Here is a 21,829-nt window from a genome sequence, read left to right as displayed (position 1 = left end):
ATCTGCCGGAGACACCGATGACCCCGCTGCGCCCTTTCCGCGACAAGATGCCGGTGCTCGGCCAGCGCGTGTATGTCGATCCGGCCTGCACCATCATCGGTGATGTCGAACTGGCCGACGACGTGTCGGTCTGGCCGGGCACGGTCATCCGGGGTGACGTCAATTTCGTCCGCATCGGTGCACGCACCAATGTGCAGGACGGCACCATCATCCACGTCAGCCACCACAGCCCGTACAACAAGGCCGGCTACCCGACCCTGATCGGCGAAGGCGTGACCGTCGGCCATGGCTGCATCATCCACGCCTGCAGCATCGGCGATTACAGCCTGATCGGCATGGGCGCGTGCATCCTCGACGGTGCCCGGGTCGAGCGCCATGGCTTCGTCGGTGCCGGTGCAGTGGTCGGCCCCGGCAAGGTGGTGGGCGAAGGCGAACTGTGGGTGGGCAACCCTGCCCGTCCGGCGCGTACGCTCAGCGACAAGGAAATCGAGTCGCTGCACTATTCGGCCGACCACTACGTGCGGCTGAAGGACGAGTACCTGGGCTGAGGCCGCATCACCGGTGGCCGGGCTCTGCTAAAGTCTGGGCCCGACCAGGAACCGTCGAGACCCCCATGCCCGTGGCTGCACGCCGGAGAGGACTCCAGCGCCCACTTCGGCGGCCATCGCGCTGATGGCCGCGCCGATGCTCGATACCTACCGCGAGGTGGTAACGCCGGAAGGCGTGCCGCTGCAGTTGCCTGCGGCAGGACCGATGCCGCGCGCCCTGGCCTGGCTGATCGACCTGGCGGTCCGCTTCGGCGCGCTGACTGCGCTGTCCATACCGCTGGCCCTGCTCGATGAGTTCGGTCGTGGCCTGTACAGGGCGCTGATGTTCCTGCTGATGTGGGCCTACCCCATCGTCTGCGAAGCGCTGTGGGGCCGTACGCTCGGCAAGCGCGTGCTGGGCCTGCGGGTGCTGGCACAGGATGGCGCACCGGTGGGCTGGATGGCATCGATCACCCGCAACCTGCTGCGCACCGTGGATATGCTGCCCTTCGGCTACGCGCTGGGCCTGATCAGCAGCCTGTTCGATCCGCATGGCCGCCGCCTGGGCGATCTGGTTGCCGGCACGATGGTGGTGCATGCACCGCCGCATTACCTGCCGCCGCCGGCCACCATCGACAGCGTTCTGGCCCCACCGCAACCGCTGCGCCCGGAGGAACAGGCGGCGGTGATGGCCTTCGCCGAGCGCGCGCCACGCCTGTCCCCCGCGCGCCAGCAGGAACTCGCCAGCATTGCCGAGCCGTTGACCAGCGCGTCCGGCCAAGTCGGCGTGCTGCGCCTGTATGCGATGGCCAACTGGTTGCTGGGACGACGATGAAGCAGGAACAGTTCGTCGCCCGCCATCAACAGGAATGGCATGACCTGGAGCAGTGGCTGCAGCATCGCGCGGATGCCTCGCGTCGGCGCCGGCGCAAGCCGGGCGCAGAGGAGGCCGGCGATGTCAGCTTCCCGCAGCGTTACCGACGGCTGTGCCAGCAGCTGGCGCTGGCCCGCGAACGCGGCTACAGCCCACAGCTTGTGCAGCGCCTGCAGCAGCTGATGCAGCACGGCCATGGCGTGCTGTACCGCACGCCACCGACCCGCTGGCGGCGCGCGCTGGAATTCCTGGTCGCTGATTTCCCGCTGCTGGTACGCAGCCAGGCGCGCAGCATGTGGGCCGCGCTGGCGATGTTTGCCGTGCCGGCGCTGGCCTGCTTCGTGCTGGTGCAGGTATACCCGGACAGCATCCACCTGCTGATGGACAACGGCCAGATCGCCGAGATGGAGCGCATGTACGATCCGTCCGCCGAGCGACTGGGCCGCGACAGCGGTACCGACTGGATGATGTTCGGCTACTACATCATGAACAACATCGGCATCGCCCTGCGCACCTTCGCCAGCGGCCTGCTGGCGGGGTTGGGCACGTTGCTGGTGCTGTTGTTCAACGGCATCACCATCGGCTCGGTGGCGGGCCATCTGCAGCACATCGGCCATGGTGGCCCGTTCTGGCGCTTCGTGGCCGGCCACGGCGCGTTCGAACTGACCGCCATCGTGATCGCTGGCGGTGCCGGCCTGCAGCTGGGCATGAAACTGCTGGCTCCCGGACGACGGCGGCGCCTGGATGCGCTGGTCGAAGGGGGACGCATCGGCGCGCGGCTGTGTCTGGGCGTGGCCTTCATGCTGCTGCTGGCAGCGTTCGTGGAAGCATTCTGGTCCTCCATCGCCGAAATCCCAGCTGCGGTGAAGTTCAGCGTGGCCGGTGTGCTGTGGGCCGGCGTGCTGCTGTGGCTGTGGCGCGGTGGACGCGGAGGCAGCCATGCGGATTGACCACCTGGACGTGGTGCTGCGCGCGCGCAGCAGCTGGGAAGCGATGGAGCTGGGCACTGCGCTTGCCCGCCGCCATGCACGCGGTGTGTGGGGCAGCTGGCTGCTGGCCAGTGCGCCGTTGTTCGTGCTGTTCAATGCGCTGGGCTGGTGGCTGGATGCCTTCGGCTGGGCCTGGCTGGCGATGTGGTGGTGCAAGCCCTTGTTCGAGCGCGCGCCGCTGTACGTGCTCTCGCGCGGCATCTTCGGCGAGCGGGTCGGTGCGCGCGCTGCGGTGCGCGCGCAGCGGCAGTGGGGTGGCAGCGGCTTCTGGGGTTACCTGGGCTGGCGTCGTTTCAGTGGCCTGCGCAGCCTGTGCCTGCCGGTCAATCTGCTGGAGGGCAATGCGCCCGCGCAACGCGGCGCGCGTCGGCGCGCAGTCGCTGCCGGCGCTGCGGGCCCTGCACTGGTGCTGGCGGTGACCTGCCTGGCATTCGAGCTGGTGCTGGTGGTGGGCGCGATCGCAACCATCTTCATCTTCATTCCCTTGGAACTGCTGCCCGAATCCTGGCGCGCGGCGTGGGCGATGGTCAGCGTGGAAGCACCCGCATGGGCCAAGCTTGGCCTCAACCTGCTGTTCTGGCTGGCAGCGGCGCTGATCGGGCCGTTCTACGTGGGCGCCGGCTTCGGCCTGTACTTGAACCGGCGTACGCAGATGGAAGCCTGGGACGTGGAAATCGCCCTGCGTCGCCTGCGTGAACGCTTGCTGCCGGTCGCCTCTTCGTTGGTGCTGCTGCTGTGCCTGGCGCTGCCGTTGGCGCCCGTGCACGCGCAGGACGCCGACACTCAGGACGCCGGGCAGACCGCTACGGCCAGCGCCGAGGAAGACGAAGACGCGGAAGAAGCCGAGGAAGCGGCCACTGCGGAAAACGATCCGGCCAACACACCGGCGGTGATCTTCGGCGACAAGGCAGTGGATACCGCTGGCTTCCGCCAGGCCGTGAACCGCGCTTACGAAGATCCGCTGCAGCGGCCGACGCGGCAGGTCAGCCGGTGGAAGCCGATCGAAGACGCCGCCGAAAAAAAGAAAGACAAGAAGGATCTGCAGAAGGACAGTAGCAGCGACACAGACCGCAAGGCGCGCAAAAGCGGCCAGCTGTGGCTGGCACGGATCGCCGAATGGGGCCTGTGGGGGCTGCTGGGCGTCCTGCTGTTGGTGTTGCTGTTGACCGCGCGGCTGTGGCTGCCGTGGTTGCGTGGTTCCGGCGGCCGCAAAGAAAAGCAGGCACCGCAGATCACCGAAGAGCAGGTGGAAATGCCGGTGGTGCTGCCGCCCGATGTGGCGACCCAGGCCGGGTTGCTGTGGGACCAGGGACGACCGCGGCAGGCGCTGGCCCTGTTGTATCGCGCCAGCGTACGCACACTGGTGGAGCGTACCGGCATCGCGCTGCCGCCTGGTGCCACCGAGGCACAGTGCCTGCGTGCCTCGCGGCGCATGACCGACAGCACCGACCGTGAACTGTTCGCGCGCATCGTGCGCATGTGGCAGTACGCCGCCTACGGTGGGCGCCTGCCCAGCCGCAGCGATTTCGATGCGTTGGCCAGCACCCTGCGCCAGCAGTACGGGTGGCAGGCATGACGCCGCGCCTGTTCTGGTCATTGCTGCTGGGCGCCCTGGTCCTGCTCGGCGTGCCTCTGACGATCCTGTTCCTGCGCACGCATGAAAAGGTGACCGAGACCGTCGTGCTGCCGCCACAGGGCGAAGCCAGCTACAACCCGCTGTATGTGCTGGGCCAGGCCCTGCGCGCCGACGGCATCGAGGTGCAGTCCCGACAGCGGTTGGACCTGGCACAGATGCCACTGGCCGCCACCGATACGCTGGTGTTGCTGCAGGACACCGCCGACATGCCGCCGCGCACTGCGCAGGCCCTGCTGGACTGGGTGGATACCGGCGGCCATCTGCTGCTGCGCACGCAGCCGCCGGCCGAGGACGATGCCAGCAGCACGCAGGGGCCCTTGCTGGACAGGATCGGCGTGGACAGCCTGTTCCATGGCAGCGACTGCCAGCCCTTCCACGTGGTCGATGATCCCAGCCATGTCGAGTTCTGCGGCGGCCGGCGCTTCAGCCTGGGCTTCCAGGCCAACGCCACGGCCGAGCGCCGATGGGGCGGCAACGAAGGACTGGTATTCGCACGCCTGCCGCACGGCAAGGGCCGCATTGACGTGCTGGCGGACATGGACGTCATGCGTGGTGAAGCACCGAACGCGTCGACGCGCCGTCGCCCTGTCGACGTCGATGCTGTTGCCCGCGATGGCCTGCACGACCTCTCGCACCGCGATCTGACCCGCTACCTGCTCGACCCCAACTATGGGCGGGGCACGGTCTGGCTGGTGTACGGCAGTCGCCCGCCCTCGCTGGGCGCGCGCATCTTCTACCAGGGCTGGCCGCTGTGGGTGCCGCTGCTGCTGGCGATCCTCGGCTGGTTGTGGTCACGCGCGCAACGCTTCGGCAGTGCCCTGCCCGCCCCGGTGATCGAGCGCCGTTCGTTGCTGGAACACGTGCGCGCCAGTGGCGAACTGCTGCTGCGCTTCGGTCATGGCGCGCGCCTTTACCAGGCCGTGCAGGCGCTGTTCCTGCATCGCCTGCGCCTGCGCGCACCCGTAGCGGCCGCACTCGACGGTGCTGCGCGTGACCAGGCCATCGCCGCGGTGCTGCAATGGCCGGTCAGTCGTGTCACCAGTGCACTCACGCCGCCTTCGCCGCAAGATTCCTCCGCCCTGCGCGAGCGCATCCGCTTGCTGCTCCAGATGAGATCCCTGCTATGACCGATGCCCCTGAACTTCCGGCGGCCGCCACCGCCCGCCTGATCGAACGCGTCGACGCCATCCGCCAGGCCGTCGGCCACGCCTTCATCGGCCAGGCCGATGTGCTCGACCAGATCCTGGTCGCCCTGCTGGCCGGTGGTCACGTGCTGATCGAAGGCGTGCCCGGCCTCGGCAAGACCCTGCTGGTGCGCGCGCTGGCGCAGGCACTGGAGCTGGACTATGGCCGCGTGCAGTTCACCCCCGACCTGATGCCCAGCGACGTCAGCGGGCATGCGGTGTACGACCCGAAAAGCGAGAGCTTCAAGATCCGCCGCGGCCCGGTGTTCACCAACCTGCTGCTGGCCGATGAAATCAACCGCGCCCCGGCCAAGACCCAGTCCGCGCTGCTGGAAGTGATGCAGGAAGGCCAGGTCACCATCGAAGGCAAGGCCTTCACCCTGGCGCCGCCGTTCATGGCGCTGGCCACGCAGAACCCGCTGGAACAGGAAGGCACCTATCCGCTGCCGGAAGCGCAGCTGGACCGCTTCCTGCTGAAGGTGCTGATCGACTATCCGCAGCTGGAAGACGAGAAGCGCATGGTCGCGGCGATCACCAGCGGCCGTGCCGCCAGCGATTTCGACCTGAGCCAGGTGCCGCGCGTACTCGGAGCCGGTGAACTGCTGGCATTGCAGCAGGCCACCGCCGCGATCACCGTCGATGATGAAGTGATCGACTACGCGGTGCGCATCGTGGCCGCTACCCGGCAGTGGCCGGGCATCGCCGTTGGCGCCGGCCCGCGTGGCAGCATCGCCCTGGTGCGTGCATCGCGCGCGCAGGCGGTGCTGGCCGGGCGTGATTTCGTCACCCCCGATGATGTGCGCGACATCGCCCGCCCTGCCCTGCGCCATCGCATTGCGCTGGCACCGGAGCTGCAGATCGAAGGCCAGGATGCCGACGACGTGCTGGGTGCGCTGCTGGCCAAGGTGGAAGCGCCGCGCCGATGAGGCCTGCGCCGCTGCTGCTGGCGTTGCTGTTGGCCTGGGCCGTGCTGGGAGGCGTGGTGCTGGGCGGCCTGCTGCCGCGCTGGAGCTGGACCGTGGCCGGCACATTGATTGCCGTGCCGGCACTGGTTGATCTGTGGCGGCAACGACGTCGGCCGTCGCCCAGCGTCGAACGTGACGTGCCCGAGGCGCTGGCACTGGGCGTACGTCGCGAAGTCGGCCTGCGCCTGCACAGCGAACAGAGCATGCACGTGCACGTGTTCGATCTGGTGCCGGGCGGTTGGCCACTGGAATCGCTGCCACAGCGCGTGCAGTTGCGGGCCGGCCATGTCAGCTCGCTGCATTACCACGTGCAGCCGCAGCAGCGCGGGCGCTTTGCCTTCGAGGGCGTGCAGCTGCGCATCCGCTCGCCGTGGCGGCTGTGGTGGCAGCAACGCACGCTGCCACCGGCGCTGGAGGTACGGGTCTATCCCAACTTCGTGCCGCTCACCCGCTTCGCACTGTTCAGCGCCGACCAGGCTTCACGCTTGGTGGGTGCGCATGTGAAGCGCCGCCGTGGCGAGGGTACCGACTTCCACCAGATGCGCGAGTACCGCATCGGCGACAGCCTGCGCCAGCTCGACTGGAAGGCCACCGCACGCGCGCGCAAGCTGATCTCGCGCGAGTACCAGGACGAGAAGAACCAGCAGCTGCTGCTGATGCTCGACAGCGGCCGGCGCATGCTGGCCAGCGAAGGCGGGCTCTCGCATTTCGACCATGCTTTGAATGCCTCGCTGGTGGTGGCCTACCTGGCCCTGCGCCAGGGCGATGCCGCTGGCCTGTTCGCCGTCGGCGGCGAGCGCCGCTGGGTGGCGCCGCAGCGCGGCATGGGCACGGTGCAGCACCTGTTGCGCGCCAGCTACGACCTGCAGCCACAGGCGGTGGCCACCGATTACCTGGCCGCCGCCACCGAAGTATCACTGCGCCAGCGTCGGCGCGCGCTGGTGATGCTGGTCAGCAACGTACGCGATGAAGACATCGAAGACCTGCTTGCTGCCGTGCGCCTGCTGCAGCGACGCCACCTGGTGTGCGTGGCCAGCCTGCGTGAGCGCGAGCTGGATGCTGCGCTGGAGGGTGAGGTGCATACGGTTGAGGATGCCGCGCAGGCCGGTGCCGCCGCGCTGTACTTGCAGCAGCGCGCGCAGGCGCATGACGCGCTGCGTGCCGAACGGGTGATGGTGTTGGACGTAACCGCCGATGCACTGCCCGCCGCGCTGGTGGAACGCTATCTGGCGGTGAAGCGCGAAGGGCTGCTCTAAGGGTAGTGCCGGCCGCTGGCCGGCAACCTCATGAACGTCAGCAGCGCCCTGCAGTTGCCGGCCAGCGGCCGGCACTACCTTGCAACAAACGATTCGGCTGATGCCGCACCTCCATCAGACGTAGATCCGCGTCGGCGCTTCGTCGATGATCGCGTGCGGCACGAAGCGCGCACTGTCGCGGGTGATCGCACTGTCGTCCTCGCGGATGCCGATGCCGCAGGCATGGTCGCCGATCACCCAGCTGCCGATCAGCGGGTAACCACCTTCGAAGCGGGTGAGCGGATGCGCACGCTGGATGATCGCCGGGCCGTCGTAGGGTCCATCACTACGCTGCGTGCTGCCGTTGGCCAGGTGCATCTCGATGTTGGCGCCTTCGCGCGAGAACAGCGGCTTGCGCACCCAGCCCGAAGCCAGTGCACTGCCATCGTCGAAATGTGCCTCCAGCAGGTTCGGGTGGCCGACATTGCGCTGCCACAGCAGCGGCAGGATGCCCTTGTTGCTCAGCACCGCCTTCCATGCCGGTTCCAGCAGCTGCACGCCCGAACCCGGCAACGCACGACCGAATTCCTCGGCCATCAGGTCTTCCAGCGGGTACAGCTTGAACAGCGTGCCGATCACCGTATCGTCCAGCGCGGTGAAGCGCCCGTCTTCGGACAGGCCGATGTCTTCGATGGCGATCGCTTGCCCGTGCAGTCCCGTCTGCGAAGCGCAGTCACGCAGGTAGTCGACCGTGCCGCGGTCTTCGTCCGAGCTGCCCACCGCACTGAAATACAGCGGCGGCGGCAGCTGCGTGGCCAGCTCGCCGAAGCGTTCGACCAAGGCTTCATGGATCGCGTTGAACTGGTCGGCATGCTGCGGCAGGCGGCCGGCGTTGCGCTGGTCCTCCAGCCACTGCCACTGGAAGAAGCTGGCTTCGAACAGCGAGGTCGGCGTGTCGTAGTTCAGCTCGTACAGCTTGGCCGGGCCGGTGCCGTCGTAGGCCAGATCCAGTCGCCCGTACAGGTGCGGCTGGCGCTGGCGCCAGCTGTCGGCGATCCAGTCGCGGTAGTGCGCGGGGATCGCCAGCTGGTCCATCAGGCGCTCGCTGGCGATCACATCGCCGACCAAGTCCATCGCCATCTGGTGCAGTTCGGCGCTGGGGTCTTCGATGTCCTGTTCGATCTGCCGCAGGGTGAACGCGTAGTACGCGCCTTCATCCCAGTACGGCTGGCCGTCGATGGTGTGGAAGCGGAAACCGGCTTCCTCCGCGCGCGCCCGCCACTGGGCGCGCTCGGCAATACGGATACGTTGCATGGATTGATCAGCCGCCGACGCTGCTGCCGCTACGGCGCGCACTGGTACTGCCGAAGCCGCTGCGGCTGGCGGTCACCGCACGGTTCGGCTCGCTGCTGACCGGGGCCAGCCCGGCCTTGCCCGCGCCGATGCCGCTGGCGGTGTTCAGGCCGCCGCTGCCACCGGGGGCAGGACGCGCCCAACCGGCACTCTTGTCCTGGTAGGCCGGCGCCGACGCCGGCGCCTGCGGGGCCAGGCCACCGCGGTTGCTCAGCATCTGCGACATGAAGAAGCCCATCATCATCGGGCCGATGAACGAGGTACCGGCCGAGGTGTGCTGCTGCACGCACTGCTCAGGCTTGTAGTCCTGTTGGCAGGCTTCCTTGGTCGCGTACTTCGGCGCTGCATCGACGGACTTCTTCTGCGCCTCGGCGAATGCATTGCGGCAGGCAGAAGGATCAGCGGTAGCCGTGGTGCAGGCCTCCACCGAGGTATACAGGCCTTCCTGCACCTGCACCTGCTCTTCCTTCTGGCAGGCAGTGAACAGCAGCGGCGCAGCGCTCATCAGCAGCAGCGCGGTGGTGCGGGAACGTTTCATGGCCTCATGCCTTCAAGTCGGAACAATGCCCCATCATGCCAAATCCCGGCCAACAACCGGAATCGGCAAAGTGGGAAAGATGAACGATCTTTCATTTTCGTCGTTCTCTCCCTCGCTCCACCCACGCATGGCGTGGATCCACGTGTCGACCAAGGTCGACACCCACCAACAGCAAGAATCGGGTCAGAGCCCACTGTGCAGCAACGGGATTCGACCCTGTCAGATCGCGGACAACTGTCGAAGGCGGGGTGGGTCCGGTGGCGGGGGTGTCCGCGGCATGGATGCCGCGGCCAAGCCCCCAAGGACGGGTTTACGGCGTCCCCCGCCACCGGACCCACCACGCCATCCCGCGGAATGCAGGCTGTTGCCGTTGACGTTGCCGTTGATTCGGCAGGTGCAGGGCGCAGTCCTGCCGGACCACCACCGGTGGTTGCAGCAGCAACCGAAAAACTCCGCCATCATCAACCGACCCCCACGTCGTACGGCCCGCCCGTTCCGCCAGCCATGCCTGAATACCGCTCCCGCACCTCCACCGCCGGCCGCAACATGGCCGGCGCCCGCGCCCTGTGGCGTGCCACCGGCATGAAGGATGGCGACTTCCACAAGCCGATCATCGCCATCGCCAACTCCTTCACCCAGTTCGTGCCCGGCCACGTACACCTGAAGGACCTTGGCCAGTTGGTCGCTCGCGAGATCGAACAGGTCGGCGGCGTGGCCAAGGAATTCAACACGATCGCCGTGGACGACGGCATCGCCATGGGCCACGACGGCATGCTGTACTCGCTGCCCAGCCGCGAGATCATCGCCGACTCGGTGGAGTACATGGTCAATGCGCACTGCGCCGATGCGCTGGTGTGCATTTCCAACTGCGACAAGATCACCCCCGGCATGCTGATGGCCGCGCTGCGCCTGGACATTCCGGTGGTGTTCGTGTCCGGCGGACCGATGGAAGCCGGCAAGACCAAGCTGTCCGAGCACAAGCTGGATCTGGTTGATGCGATGGTGATCGCCGCCGATGCAACCGCCAGCGACGAGAAAGTGGCCGAGTACGAGCGCAGCGCCTGCCCCACCTGTGGTTCGTGCTCCGGGATGTTCACCGCCAACTCGATGAACTGCCTGACCGAAGCGCTGGGCCTGTCGCTGCCCGGCAACGGTACCACCCTGGCCACGCATGCCGACCGCGAAGCGCTGTTCCGCCGCGCCGGCCGCCTGATCGTCGAGCTCTGCCACCGCTGGTATGGCGGCGAGGATCCGCGCGCACTGCCACGCGGCATCGCCACCCAGGCCGCGTTCGCCAACGCGATGACCCTGGATATCGCCATGGGCGGGTCCACCAACACCATCCTGCACCTGCTTGCTGCCGCGCAGGAAGCGGAGGTCGACTTCGACCTGTCCCACATCGACGCACTGTCGCGGCGCGTGCCACAGCTGTGCAAGGTGGCGCCGAACTCGCCCAAGTACCACGTCGAAGATGTGCATCGCGCCGGTGGTGTGTTCGGCATCCTCGGTGAGCTGGACCGCGCCGGGTTGCTGGATACGTCTGTGCCTACCGTGCACAGCAGCACGCTCGGTGAAGCACTGGATCGCTGGGACGTGATGCGCAGCGACAACGACACCCTGCACACCTTCTTCAAGGCCGGCCCGGCCGGCATCCCCACCCAGGAAGCCTTCAGCCAGGCCACGCGCTGGCCGTCGCTGGATGTTGACCGCGCCGAGGGCTGCATCCGCTCGCTGCAACACGCTTACTCACTGGAAGGTGGGCTGGCCGTACTGCGCGGCAACCTGGCCGTCGACGGCTGCGTGGTGAAGACTGCGGGCGTGGACGAATCGATCCACGTGTTCGAAGGCAATGCGCGCGTGTTCGAAAGCCAGGACGCGGCGGTGGCCGGCATCCTCGCCGATGAAGTGAAGCCCGGCGACGTGGTGGTGATCCGCTATGAAGGCCCGAAGGGTGGCCCGGGCATGCAGGAAATGCTGTATCCGACCAGTTACCTGAAGTCGAAGGGGCTGGGCAAGCAGTGCGCGTTGCTGACCGACGGGCGCTTCTCCGGTGGCACCTCGGGCCTGTCGATTGGCCATGTCTCCCCGGAAGCGGCCAGCGGCGGTGTGATCGGGCTGGTGGAGGATGGAGACCGCATCCGCATCGACATCCCCGCGCGCCGCATCGACCTGCTGCTGGACGACGCCACGCTGGCACAACGCCGCGCCGACGCCGATGCACGTGGCTGGAAGCCGCGTGCATCGCGCCCACGCAAGGTCACCAGCGCGCTGAAGGCGTACGCCCTGCTGGCCACCAGCGCCGACAAGGGCGCCGTGCGCAACACCGCCCTGCTCGGCGATTGATAGAAAAGGGGACGGAGGGGATTAAGTCGTTTGTGGCACAAACGACTTAATCCCCTCCGTCCCCTTCTTGCTCAGAACGCGAACGGCTCGCCATCCATGCGGCACGCGCCTGCGGAGATGTGGACCGCACCGCCGGACTGCAACTCGAACACCACGCGGATGCCGCCCTCGGCGCGATCCTCGCTCGCCATCACTTCGTTGATCGATGCACTCGGCCCCCAGGGCTCGCTCCTGTCCAGCACCACATGCTCGACCGCTTCGAACTGCAGATGGCGCTCCGTTTGGGTCGCATCGCGGAGGACGAGCTCGAAAGTGGCGGCGATCCAGTCACTGTGGGTCGCGATGATTGTCCAATCGTGCATGTGACTCCCCTCTGCGCGTGCGGTCGCGCCATGGTAGTCCGATCCGCGAGGTTGCCAGCCAGCGGCCGGCACTACCACTTAAGGGGTTGAGGCTTTTCACCGGGCATGGCCCGCCGCTACCAGAGCACCTCAACCGATGGTGCGCTTGAACGGCGGCAGCGCGTCGATGATCCGCTTGCCGTAACGGCGGGTCAGCAGCCGCGAGTCGAGGATGATCACCCGCCCGGTGTCGGTGGAGGTGCGGATCAGGCGGCCGGCGAACTGGGTCAGCGTGCGCAACGCATGCGGAATCGCAATCAGGTTGAACGCATTGAGGCCACGCGCTTCCACCCACTCGCTGAGCGTGGCGGTCTGCGGATCGGTCGGCACCGCGAACGGTACCTGGGTGATCACCACCGTGGTGCAGGCTTCACCCGGAAGATCCAGGCCTTCGCCGAACGAGTTGAGCCCGAACAGCACCGAGCCCTCGCCGGCAGCTACGCGACGCAGATGTTCGTCGATCATGCGCGTCTTCGACATCTCGCCCTGCACCAGCACCTGCTTGCGCTTGGCGGCAGGCATCAGGCCCGCCACCTTCTCCATCTTCCAGCGCGAGGTGAACAACACCATCGAGCCCTTCGTCCAGTCCAGTTCCTTGCCGATGTAGCGCGCCACTTCACGCGGATGGCCTTCGCGGTCATCGGGCGTGACCGGGAACGGCGGCACGATCAGCTCGGCCTGGTTGGGCAGGTCGAACGGGGAAGACAGCGACACCATCTCGGCGGTTTCAGGGATGCCGTTGTCGATCGCCAGCGCCTGGAAATCGCCGCCGCCGGTCAGCGTCGCCGAGGTCAGCACCACCGAATCCACTTCATCCCACAGCAGCTTGCGCAGCACGTGCGCGGCCGACACCGGCGAGCCATGCAGCACCAGGTCGCCATCGCGGGTGGCGGTCACCCAGCGCGCCATCGGCGGCGCGCCTTCCTTGTCTTCGCGGCGCCAGACCTGCCACAGGTTGTACTGCTGCTCGATCATCTCCAGGGCCATGCCCAGGTTGCGTTGCAGGCGCTCGCGTGCCGGATCATCCGGCTTGCCCTTGGCGACCTGCGCGGTGGCCGCGTGCGCCCAGTTGTAGAGGCTGCGGGTATCGTCGGCCAGCGCCTCGATCGGTTCGCGCCAGGCCTCGGGCAGACGCCCGTTGGCGGCGCGCCACATCGGTTCCTCATCGGCCGGCGCCGGCATCCACACCGCTTCCACGTGGTCGCGGAACATGCGCAGGCCCTTGGCCACGTTGCTGGCCGCGTCGATGGCTTCGTTCGGCAGCAGGTTGCCAAGGCGATCCTTGTCGACGGCACGGTAGGCACCGGCAATCAGGATCTGCAGGCGGCCGGTGCGCTTGGCCATTTCATCCAACGCCAGGCTGGCCGCGCCCTGATCGATGGCCACATTGCCAACGTGGTGGCCTTCGTCGAGCACCAACAGCATGTCCGACGGCGCGGCGATCATCGGCTGGCCGTTGTCGCTGTCACCAATGGACAGCGCCGACAGCAGCAGCGCGTGGTTGGTGACCACGATCTGCGCGTCACGCACGGTGTTGCGTGAGCGCAGCACCGCGCACTGCGCCGAGTACGCACAGCGTCGCCCCGCACAGCTCGAGGCCGGCGTGGTGATGCGCCCGCGCAGGCCGGGGCTGATGGTTTCCGGTGCGTTGTCGATGTCGCCGTCCCAGCTGCCGTTGCTGAAGGCCACGGTGAGGCGCTTGGCGATGTCCATCTCGATCGGCGCCAGCGGGCGGTCGAACAGCGGCTGCTCGTCGTCGAACATGCCGTTCTGCGCGCCCTCGCCATGTGCTTCGGCGGCGTTGCGCGTGCACAGGTAGCGGGTACGGCCCTTGGCCAGCGCGATGGTCGCCTCCAGGCCAGTGGCTTTGAGGAAGTTCGGAATATCGCGCTCGACCAGCTGCGACTGCAGCGCCACGGTACCGGTACTGATCACCAGCTTCTTCTTGCTGGCCAAGGCAATCGGTACGCCGGCGGTCAGGTAGCCCAGGCTCTTGCCAACGCCGGTCGGCGCCTCGACCACGCCCACGCCACCACTGGTGGACAGCGCGCGCGACACCACGCCGATCATCTGGCTCTGCGAGCGGCGGGTGGAGAAGCCGGGGGTATTGGCCTGCAGCGTCGTGTACGCCTTGCGGATCGCGTCCTTCAAGGTGTCATCGAGCTTGCGTGGGGCGGCGACGGTTTCGGTCACGCCAGAACTACCGTAGCGGGGTCAGGCCGGCCATTGTCGCATGGCCGGCCACGGGCTCCGATGCGCGGGCGCTGAACAGGGTCAGCAGCGTCGCGCGGTGGCTGGATGCGCGCCCCACAACGCCACCAATGCGGCCAAGGCCGCCATCGGGGTCAGGGCGTCGCAGCGCGCTGCCGCAGCAGCCGTACCAATGCCCAGACCAGCAGTACCGTGCCGACGGCATCGAGCATCGCCAGGCCGAAGTGGACCACACCCAGCACGGTGCTCAGCTGCGAGATCGCACTGAAGTCGCCCTTGCTGACCATCCACATCGGCACCAGGTTGGCCAGCAGGCTGCCCATGCTGGACGCCAGCAACAGCAGCAGGCCGGTCAGCGCACCGGTGCGTGCCGGATCGCGCGGCGCGCCCATCACCCAGACCAGGCCGACGCACAGGGCGATCAGCACCGGCAGGCGCACGCCGACCATGGTCAGCAGGGAGACCATCAGAGCCTGGCTGTCCATCGATCAGTCTTGCCCGGCGAAGGCACCGGCACCGGCGCGCAGCTGCTGGTAGACCTCGTCGGTCTGCGGGCGCACGGCATGCCACTGCAGGAAGCTCTCGGCCGCCTGCTCGACCAGCATGCCCAGGCCATCAACCGTGTTGCGGCACTGCACGGCGCGCGCCCAGGCCAGGAAGGCGATGGCGGCCTCACCGTAGTTCAGGTCGACGGCGGTAGTCATCGAATTGACCAGCGACAGCGGCAGCTTGAACTCGGCGTCGCGATCACGGCCGGCCGAGGTGGCGTTGAGGATCAGCTCGAAATCACCGAGGTCGCGCAGATCGTCCCAGTAACGGCTGAGCGCGCGGCCCGGCTCGCCCATGGCATCGATCAGTTCGTCGGCGCGTTCCGGCGTGCGGTTGACCACCACCAGTTCGGTGATGCCGGCATCCAGCAGCGCCGGCGCGACGCTGCGCGCCGAACCACCGGCGCCCAGCAGCAGCACGCGGCGGCCGCGCAGGTCCAGGCCGTGGCGGTCGGTGAGGTCGCGCACCAGACCGATGCCATCGGTGGTGTCACCGTGCCAGCGGTCGCCCTTGCGCAGCAGGGTGTTGACCGAGCCGGCGCGGCGCGCGCGTGCGGTCAGCGTGGTGCACACGGAGAATGCCGCTTCCTTGTGCGGTGAGGTGACGTTGGCACCGACACCGCCCTCGGAGGCGAACGCCTCCAGCCCGGCCAGGAATGCGTCCGGGGCGAGATCGATGCTGCGGTAGTCGAGGGAGATGCCTTCCTGGCGACCGAACGCAGCATGGATCTGCGGCGACTTCGAGTGGGCGACGGGGTGTCCGAAGACGGCGTAACGATCGGTCATGGAATCCTCAAGCTGGCTAGACTGGTGCTCTTTCATGCATGGACCTGGATGATGCGTATCGCCCCGACCCTGCTGGTGCTCGCCGCCAGTCTACTCTCTGCCCCGGTGGCGATGGCGTTGAACGAGTACGGCATCGAGGGCATGGGCGTGGTCTCCACCCGTGCCGATGAGGGCCGGGCCACGATCAGCGCCGATGGTCAGCGCATCGTCTTCGCCCGCCGTGGCGATGCCGGCTGGGGGTTGTGGCAGGCGCGCGTGGCCGACGGCCGCTGGCAGCAGGCGCAGGCGTTGCCGCTGGCGGTGTCCGGCGAAGTGCGCGATCCGTATTTCAGCCGCGACGGCCGCTGGCTGCTGTTCGCCGCAGGTCGCGAGGGCCGGCTGGCGCTGTACCGGGTGGCGATTGCCGCCGATGGCGGCTTGGGCGCCCCGCAGCCGTTGGCCGGCGATGGCGGTCGCCATGAGGAGCGCGGCCCGGCATTGAGCGCGGACGGGCGGCGGCTGCTGTTTGCCCGCCAGCAGGGCCGTGGTGCCGGCTGGGACCTGTTCGTGGCCACGCTGGACGCGGAAGGCGCGCGCGGGCCGGCGACGGCGTTGCAGGCATTGAACAGCGCTGCCGATGAAACCGACGGCGACTGGCTGGGCAGCGCGGGCGCCGTGGCCTTCAGCCGTGGCAGCGGTGACACCGCGCAGGTCTGGACCAGCGGCTGCGCGTGGACGGGCGCTGCGCTGCAGCCGCTGGGGTTGTCGTTCAACCAGGGAAGCGGCTGGACCGGCGCGCCGGTGGTCGACAACGCCAAGCCAGGCGAAATGATGGTCGCCAGCAGTGCGGCGAAGTCGCCACGCGCCGGTGGCGTGGACGTGTACCGGCTGGCGGTGCCGAAGGTGGTGGCAGAGCCGGGGTGCGTGCGGTAGATCCACGCCATGCGTGGATGATGGTTCGGAGGATGCCGACCGCCCCCCTCCGGTAGGTGCCGACCTGGGTCGGCACAGAAACAAAACCGCCAACCAAGGTTGTCCCCCACCAGTAGATCCACGCCATGCGTGGATGATGGTTCGGAGTGGGCACCCGGAGCGCCAACCAAGGTTGGCGACTACCAGAACATCAGATCAGCGCGACAGCACCTTCGCGCGCTGCTGCTCGTATTCCGCTTCGCTCAGCTGGCCGTTGTCCTTGCGCCGGTTCAGTGCGGCCAGTTCGGCCTGCACGCTCTCCGGCACGGCCTGCTCGCGGGCAACCTGGGCGGCAGCGGAGAGCTGCTCGGGCGGCCGCCGAGCGGCGCGCCAGGCAGCGACGAACACGCCGACGATGATGGCCCCGAACACCAGCGTACCGGTGCCCCAGATCAACCATTGCATCCAACCCATTTCAGGTCCCATCGCGTGTTCCTCCGTCCGTCGTGGGCGCTATTGTCAGCGCTCGCGCAGCCAACGCGCCACCTGCGGCGCGAAATAGGTCAGCACGCCATCGGCGCCGGCACGCTTGAAGCCCAGCAGCGATTCCAGCACGCAGGCACGCTCGTCCAGCCAGCCGTTGGCGAACGCCGCCTTCATCATCGCGTACTCGCCGCTGACCTGGTAGGCGAAGGTCGGCACGCCGAAGGTTTCCTTCACCCGCCGCACCAGGTCCAGGTACGGCATGCCCGGCTTGACCATCACCATGTCCGCGCCCTCCTCCAGGTCCAGCGCGATCTCGCGCATCGCCTCGTCGCCGTTGGCCGGGTCCATCTGATAGGTCTTCTTGTCAGCCTTGCCGAGGCTGGCCGCGCTGCCCACCGCGTCACGGAACGGGCCGTAGAACGCCGAGGCGTACTTGGCCGAGTAGGCCATGATGCGCACGTTGAGGTGGTGGTCGGCGTCCAGCGCACGACGGATCGCACCGATACGGCCATCCATCATGTCCGAGGGCGAGATGATGTCCGCGCCCGCCTCGGCGTGCGACAGCGACTGCTTGACCAGTGCTTCGACGGTGATGTCGTTGAGCACGTAGCCCTTGTCATCGATGATGCCGTCCTGGCCGTGCGTGGTGTACGGATCCAGGGCAACGTCGGTCATCACCCCCAGTTCCGGGAAACGCGACTTCAGCGCGCGGATCGCACGCTGCGCCAGGCCGTCCTCGGCCCAGGCCGCGGAAGCATCCAGCGACTTCTGTGAGGCGTCCAGAACCGGGAACAGATCGATCACCGGGATGCCGAGTTCCAGCGCTTCCTCGGCCACCTTCAGCAGTTCTTCGATCGACAGGCGCTCCACGCCGGGCATCGACGGCACCGCAACGCGGCCAGCCGGTTCGTGCACGAACACCGGATAGATCAGGTCGTCAGTGGTCAGCGTGTTCTCGCGCATCAGGCGGCGCGAGAATTCGTCATGGCGCATGCGCCGCGGGCGGTAATGGGGATGAGGCATGGCAGGCTCCGAGGAGTGGCTATTGCAACAGGTAGCCCTGCGGCAGCAGGGGTTCGGGCAAGGGGCGTTCGCCGAGGGCATCGAGCTGATCGATCTCGATGGTGCGCACCAGCGCGTCCAACGGCAGGTCGTTCGGCTCCAGGCCGAACGGGTCTTCCATTTCTTCACCCAGCTGGTCCAGGCCGAAGAAGGCATAGGCCAGCACGGCCGACAGCACCGGCGTGGCCCAGCCCAGCGAACTGGCCAGGCCGAACGGCAGCAGTACGCAGAACATCCAGGCGCAGCGGTGCAGCAGCAGGGTGTAGGCGAACGGCAGCGGGGTGGTGAGGATGCGCTCGCAGCCGGCCTGGATCGAGGACATCGCGTGCAGGCGCTCTTCCAGCTGGACGTAAAGAATGGAATCGAGCGCGCCTTCGCGACGGGCCTGGGCCAGTTCGGCGGCGATCATCGCCAGCAGCGCATCGGGCACGTTCCCGCGCTGGGCAAGCTGCCCGCGCTGTTCCTCGTCCAGCCATGGCACCGCCGCCAGCGCCACGTCGCGGGCGCGCAGGCGCGCGGCCAGTGCATAGGCAAATGCGGTGGTCAGGTAGCTGATGCGCTGGCGGCGCAGCGCATCGTCGGCCAGCAGCACCTGTACCTGCCGCGCGAGCGAACGCGATTCGAACACCAGTTGGCCCCACAGCTTGCGACCCTCCCACCAGCGGTCGTAGCAGGCGCTGTTGCGGAAGCTGAGGAAGATCGACAGGACCAGGCCGAGCAGGGTGAACGGGGTAACCGAGACGCGCTCGATGCCGATCGGCGGCGCCAGTTCCACCACCGCGGCGACCGCGATGGAGAGGGTGAGGATGGCCAGTACCTTCGGCGCGATCGCCGGGACGATGGATCCACGCAGGATGTACAGCAGTTGCCAGCCGTGGGGACGGGAACGAATGATCATGGGAGCAGCCGCGCTGCGCGCGGTTCAACAGGCACGCGGGGGGCTCGCGCAGCCGCCCATTCTACTCCCTGCCCGGCCAGCGGCCGTGTCACTGCGACGCCCTGTCGCACCGACCGGATCGGCTCAGATCACGCCGCCACCCAGCCCCAGGCGCAGGATGCCGACCACCACCACGATGCCGTTCAGGATCAGCCCGGTCCAGGCCCGACCGCGCTTGCTGGGGTGGGTGAACAGGATGCCGAGCGCGGCGATGATCGCGCCGACCGCAGCAAATGGGATCAGGAACCAGTTGCCCCAGCCCAGCAGCGGTATCAACGCCAGGATCATCCACAACAGGGCCAGTACGCCCCACAACAGACTGATCACACCCATAGCGCACTCCCCGTGGTTGTTCTTGCTCCCAACCATAGCCGTTCCCGGCAGCGCCGCCTACCGCCGTTGCCGTCAACCTCACCGGCACCGTGCTAGCGTGCGGCCATGGGTCGAGCCCCGATGTTGGCGCCGATTCAGAGTGCCCGGCTGATGATCCGAACCAGTCCTACAGGGGTATACGCCATGAACATCCGTTGGGTCGCCTTGGCGGCCATGCTGCTGACCGTTGCCGGTTGCGCCAGCACCTCCAAGGTCATGCTGGGCCGCGCCCGTGCACCGATCGATCCGGCGCAGGTGCAGATCTATTCGACGCCGCCCGCCGGCTCGCAGGAAATCGCCCAGCTGGAGTCGTCTTCGGCAGTGGGCTTTGGCACGCAGGGCCAGACCGATGCCGCCGTGGCGCGCCTGAAGCGCGAAGCGGCCGCGCTCGGTGCCAACGGCGTGATCCTGATGGGCGTGGGCAGCAGTGGCTCACCGGTCGGCATGTCGGTGGGTGCCGGCAGTTACGGTTCGCACGTGGGCGGTGGCGTGGGCATCGGCATACCGACCACGCAGAAGCGCGCGGCCGGCGTGGCGATCTGGGTGCCGAATCCGGCGCCGCCGGCGCGCCTGCCGACGCAGACGATCACCCCGCAGCGGTGACGGTAGTGCCGGCCGCTGGCCGGCACCCGCAGGGCAAAGGCAATGCCGGCCAGCGGCCGGCACTACCGGTCAGTTCTTCTGGTATTTCGGCACGAACACCTGGTTCACCGCTTCGGCCAGCTGGTCCGGCGGCAACAGGCCCTGGTCGAGCAGGAAGTTGTTGAACGCCAGACGGTCGAACTTCGCGCCCAGTGCCAGCTCGGTCTGCATGCGCAGTTCGAGGATGCGGGTGTAGCCGTAGAAATAGCTGCCCGCCTGGCCCGGCATGCGCACCATGTAACGGTCCAGTTCCTGGGTGGCCATCGCCTTGGACAGGCCCACCTGCTCGATCAGCACGCGCTCGCCGTTGGCACGGTCGGTCAGGCCGAGGTTGAGCATCGGGTCCAGCATGGCGCGGGCGGCACGCAGCAGGCGGAACTGCAGCGCGATCATCTGCCCGTCCAGCGGCTCGTACGGCACCATCTCCGCTTCGGCGTACAGCGCCCAGCCTTCCACGTTCACCGAATTGAACGCGAACATCGTGCGCGCCAGCGACACGCCACGCTCGACCATCGCGGTGAACTGCAGTTCGTGGCCCGGGCGGCCTTCATGCGCGCTCAACGTCCACGCCGCCGAACCGAAGTTGAAGTCGTCGTACTGCGCGCCCGCACCGGCGGCCGGGTTGCCCAGCGGCAGCACGAAGGTGCCCTGCTGCCCGGTGTTGTTGACCAGCGGCGCGGGCAGGAAGTGCGGTGCCGGGCTGGCAGCACTCTCGGCGGCCGAGCCCAGGCGCATCTGCATCGCACGCTGCGGCACGTCGACGATACGGTGTTCGCGGATCAGCGGATCGATGGCGTCGATCACCTTGCGGTAGTGGCCCTCAAGCTGGTCATCGGCGATCTTCTCGCTCTTCAGCGCGCGGATCACCGCCACCGGGTCGCTGGGGTCACTGACCTTCAAGCCCTTCTCTTTCGCGACCAGCGGCGCCAGCTGGCGCATCGCCGAGCGCGTTTCCATGAACTCCAGCTGCGCGCGCTGCATCAGCAGCTTCGGGTCGATATCGATGCCGACCTGCTTGAGCTGATACGCGTACAGCGGGGCCGGCAGGCGCGCATCGGCACGTGCCTTCGGCAGCACCTCCTTGCGGGTCCATGCGGCGTAGTCCTTCATCTGTGCGGCGAGCGCCTTCATCGCCTCGTCGGCACCAGCGACCTGGTACTTCTTCAGCAGCGACTCGATACCGGTGATGTAGGTCTCGACGTTGTCCAGCGACTGCTGCACTTCGATCTTCGTCGGCTGCAGCAGCGTGCTGTCCTTCAGACGCTCTTCGTAGCGCTGACGGGCCAGCGTAGTGAACGCGGTGCCACCCGGCTGCAGGCCGGCATACGCCTTGAGACGATCGAGCGCCTTGGCCCGGCGCTCGGCCGGCACCTGGTCGGACAGCAGCAGGTTGAGGCCGCTGAACACGCTCTGCGGCGCATCACGCCACGGCAGCAGGTACTTCTGATTGAGCTCGCTGCCTTCGATGCTCTGGTTGGCGGCGGCGATCATGATCTCCAGGTCCTGGCGGACGTTGGGATCCTTCTCGCTGGCCAGTTTGGCCTTCAGTTCGTCGCGGGCTTTGGCCATCGCGTCGCGATAGCGCTGGTCATTCTCCGGGCCGAGATCGGCGACCTTGTCGTCGTAGCCGGGCACGCCGAAGAAGCCGGTTTCCTCGGGCTGGAACGGACCTTGGGCATCCAGCAGGATCTGCGCCAGCGCGTTGCTGCGTGCGACCCAGGCCGGGCTGGCCGGCGTGGAGGCCTTGGCGGCCGATGCGGCCAGGGCCGGTGGGGCCGACAGCAGCGGGGCGGCGGTCAGGGCCAGGGCGATGGCAAGCGCGATCGGCTTCATGGAGCACTCCAGGACA

20 protein-coding genes and 1 pseudogene are annotated in these 21,829 nt (G+C 67.7%); 10 read left to right on the top strand and 11 right to left on the bottom strand.

The features are described from left to right. Window positions 1–17: 17 nt before the first annotated feature. The 7 genes from ACQ5SA_RS17970 to ACQ5SA_RS17940 all read left to right on the top strand — a co-directional run bounded on the left by ACQ5SA_RS17970 (window position 18) and on the right by ACQ5SA_RS17940 (window position 7,431). Window positions 18–548, top strand: a complete 531-nt coding sequence (locus ACQ5SA_RS17970) for a gamma carbonic anhydrase family protein (protein WP_099819819.1) — start codon at window positions 18–20, stop codon at window positions 546–548. A 124-nt stretch (window positions 549–672) separates the two neighbouring features. Further along, window positions 673–1,362, top strand: coding sequence for an RDD family protein (locus tag ACQ5SA_RS17965; RefSeq protein ID WP_499315373.1), 690 nt, complete (start codon window positions 673–675; stop codon window positions 1,360–1,362). Then, window positions 1,359–2,351, top strand: a complete 993-nt coding sequence (locus ACQ5SA_RS17960) for a stage II sporulation protein M (RefSeq protein ID WP_353099121.1) — start codon at window positions 1,359–1,361, stop codon at window positions 2,349–2,351. The genes ACQ5SA_RS17965 and ACQ5SA_RS17960 overlap by 4 nt, the downstream gene beginning before the upstream one ends. Next, the gene (locus ACQ5SA_RS17955; RefSeq protein ID WP_499315371.1) at window positions 2,341–3,966 is read left to right on the top strand and encodes a DUF4129 domain-containing protein; all 1,626 of its coding nucleotides are present in this window, start codon (window positions 2,341–2,343) and stop codon (window positions 3,964–3,966) included. The genes ACQ5SA_RS17960 and ACQ5SA_RS17955 overlap by 11 nt, the downstream gene beginning before the upstream one ends. After that, on the top strand, window positions 3,963–5,153 hold the full coding sequence (locus ACQ5SA_RS17950; RefSeq protein WP_499315370.1) for a DUF4350 domain-containing protein: 1,191 nt from the start codon (window positions 3,963–3,965) through the stop codon (window positions 5,151–5,153). The genes ACQ5SA_RS17955 and ACQ5SA_RS17950 overlap by 4 nt, the downstream gene beginning before the upstream one ends. Continuing rightward, complete coding sequence (locus ACQ5SA_RS17945; protein WP_089237639.1) at window positions 5,150–6,136, top strand: AAA family ATPase; 987 nt, start codon at window positions 5,150–5,152, stop codon at window positions 6,134–6,136. The genes ACQ5SA_RS17950 and ACQ5SA_RS17945 overlap by 4 nt, the downstream gene beginning before the upstream one ends. Continuing rightward, window positions 6,133–7,431 carry a DUF58 domain-containing protein gene (locus tag ACQ5SA_RS17940; protein WP_499315368.1) on the top strand — a complete coding sequence of 433 codons (1,299 nt, stop codon included), beginning with the start codon at window positions 6,133–6,135 and terminating at the stop codon, window positions 7,429–7,431. The genes ACQ5SA_RS17945 and ACQ5SA_RS17940 overlap by 4 nt, the downstream gene beginning before the upstream one ends. Before the next feature lie 114 nt (window positions 7,432–7,545). Here ACQ5SA_RS17940 and ACQ5SA_RS17935 read toward each other — a convergent pair whose 3' ends face one another. Both ACQ5SA_RS17935 and ACQ5SA_RS17930 read right to left on the bottom strand, forming a co-directional pair. After that, a complete protein-coding gene (locus ACQ5SA_RS17935) occupies window positions 7,546–8,724 on the bottom strand; it encodes a glutathionylspermidine synthase family protein (protein WP_499315367.1) in 1,179 nt (392 codons plus the stop codon). 7 nt (window positions 8,725–8,731) lie between these two features. Continuing rightward, window positions 8,732–9,301, bottom strand: a complete 570-nt coding sequence (locus ACQ5SA_RS17930) for a DUF1190 domain-containing protein (protein WP_499315365.1) — start codon at window positions 9,299–9,301, stop codon at window positions 8,732–8,734. A gap of 504 nt (window positions 9,302–9,805) precedes the next feature. Between ACQ5SA_RS17930 and ilvD the strand changes: the two genes are divergently transcribed. Continuing rightward, window positions 9,806–11,644: a dihydroxy-acid dehydratase gene (gene ilvD, locus ACQ5SA_RS17925; protein ID WP_499315363.1), complete on the top strand. Its 1,839-nt coding sequence runs from the start codon at window positions 9,806–9,808 to the stop codon at window positions 11,642–11,644. A gap of 71 nt (window positions 11,645–11,715) precedes the next feature. Here ilvD and ACQ5SA_RS17920 read toward each other — a convergent pair whose 3' ends face one another. From ACQ5SA_RS17920 to aroE, 4 genes and pseudogenes are all read right to left on the bottom strand, one after another. Then, on the bottom strand, window positions 11,716–12,006 hold the full coding sequence (locus tag ACQ5SA_RS17920) for a hypothetical protein (RefSeq protein WP_499315361.1): 291 nt from the start codon (window positions 12,004–12,006) through the stop codon (window positions 11,716–11,718). Between the two features lie 129 nt (window positions 12,007–12,135). After that, window positions 12,136–14,193, bottom strand: a pseudogene (gene dinG, locus ACQ5SA_RS17915) (ATP-dependent DNA helicase DinG); the annotation flags it as partial. A 197-nt stretch (window positions 14,194–14,390) separates the two neighbouring features. Further along, a complete protein-coding gene (locus ACQ5SA_RS17910; RefSeq protein WP_108265742.1) occupies window positions 14,391–14,741 on the bottom strand; it encodes a hypothetical protein in 351 nt (116 codons plus the stop codon). Window positions 14,742–14,744: 3 nt separating this feature from the next. Next, a complete protein-coding gene (gene aroE / locus ACQ5SA_RS17905) occupies window positions 14,745–15,590 on the bottom strand; it encodes a shikimate dehydrogenase (RefSeq protein ID WP_353101630.1) in 846 nt (281 codons plus the stop codon). Between the two features lie 48 nt (window positions 15,591–15,638). On the opposite strand from aroE, the gene ACQ5SA_RS17900 reads away from it, so the two are divergent. Further along, window positions 15,639–16,502, top strand: coding sequence for a TolB family protein (locus ACQ5SA_RS17900; RefSeq protein WP_499315359.1), 864 nt, complete (start codon window positions 15,639–15,641; stop codon window positions 16,500–16,502). A 195-nt stretch (window positions 16,503–16,697) separates the two neighbouring features. On the opposite strand, the gene ACQ5SA_RS17895 is transcribed toward ACQ5SA_RS17900, so the two are convergent. From ACQ5SA_RS17895 to ACQ5SA_RS17880, 4 genes are all read right to left on the bottom strand, one after another. Beyond that, the gene (locus ACQ5SA_RS17895) at window positions 16,698–16,967 is read right to left on the bottom strand and encodes a gas vesicle protein GvpG (protein ID WP_230112891.1); all 270 of its coding nucleotides are present in this window, start codon (window positions 16,965–16,967) and stop codon (window positions 16,698–16,700) included. A 33-nt stretch (window positions 16,968–17,000) separates the two neighbouring features. Then, entirely contained in the window at window positions 17,001–17,990 is a 990-nt protein-coding gene (hemB, locus tag ACQ5SA_RS17890; RefSeq protein WP_025877543.1) for a porphobilinogen synthase, read from the bottom strand. Between the two features lie 19 nt (window positions 17,991–18,009). Then, the gene (locus ACQ5SA_RS17885; RefSeq protein WP_230112890.1) at window positions 18,010–18,927 is read right to left on the bottom strand and encodes a bestrophin family protein; all 918 of its coding nucleotides are present in this window, start codon (window positions 18,925–18,927) and stop codon (window positions 18,010–18,012) included. Between the two features lie 123 nt (window positions 18,928–19,050). Next, a complete protein-coding gene (locus tag ACQ5SA_RS17880; protein ID WP_032952021.1) occupies window positions 19,051–19,299 on the bottom strand; it encodes a hypothetical protein in 249 nt (82 codons plus the stop codon). 183 nt (window positions 19,300–19,482) lie between these two features. On the opposite strand from ACQ5SA_RS17880, the gene ACQ5SA_RS17875 reads away from it, so the two are divergent. Then, window positions 19,483–19,941: a hypothetical protein gene (locus tag ACQ5SA_RS17875; protein WP_099819834.1), complete on the top strand. Its 459-nt coding sequence runs from the start codon at window positions 19,483–19,485 to the stop codon at window positions 19,939–19,941. Window positions 19,942–20,010: 69 nt separating this feature from the next. Here ACQ5SA_RS17875 and ACQ5SA_RS17870 read toward each other — a convergent pair whose 3' ends face one another. Further along, on the bottom strand, window positions 20,011–21,813 hold the full coding sequence (locus tag ACQ5SA_RS17870) for a DUF885 domain-containing protein (protein WP_499315349.1): 1,803 nt from the start codon (window positions 21,811–21,813) through the stop codon (window positions 20,011–20,013). Window positions 21,814–21,829: the final 16 nt, after the last annotated feature.

The organism is Stenotrophomonas indicatrix (genome assembly GCF_050573115.1).
GTDB classification, from domain to species: Bacteria; Pseudomonadota; Gammaproteobacteria; order Xanthomonadales; family Xanthomonadaceae; genus Stenotrophomonas; species Stenotrophomonas lactitubi_A.
Note: the sequence above shows the minus strand (reverse complement) of the source record. Positions and strands in the feature narration are given on the sequence as shown.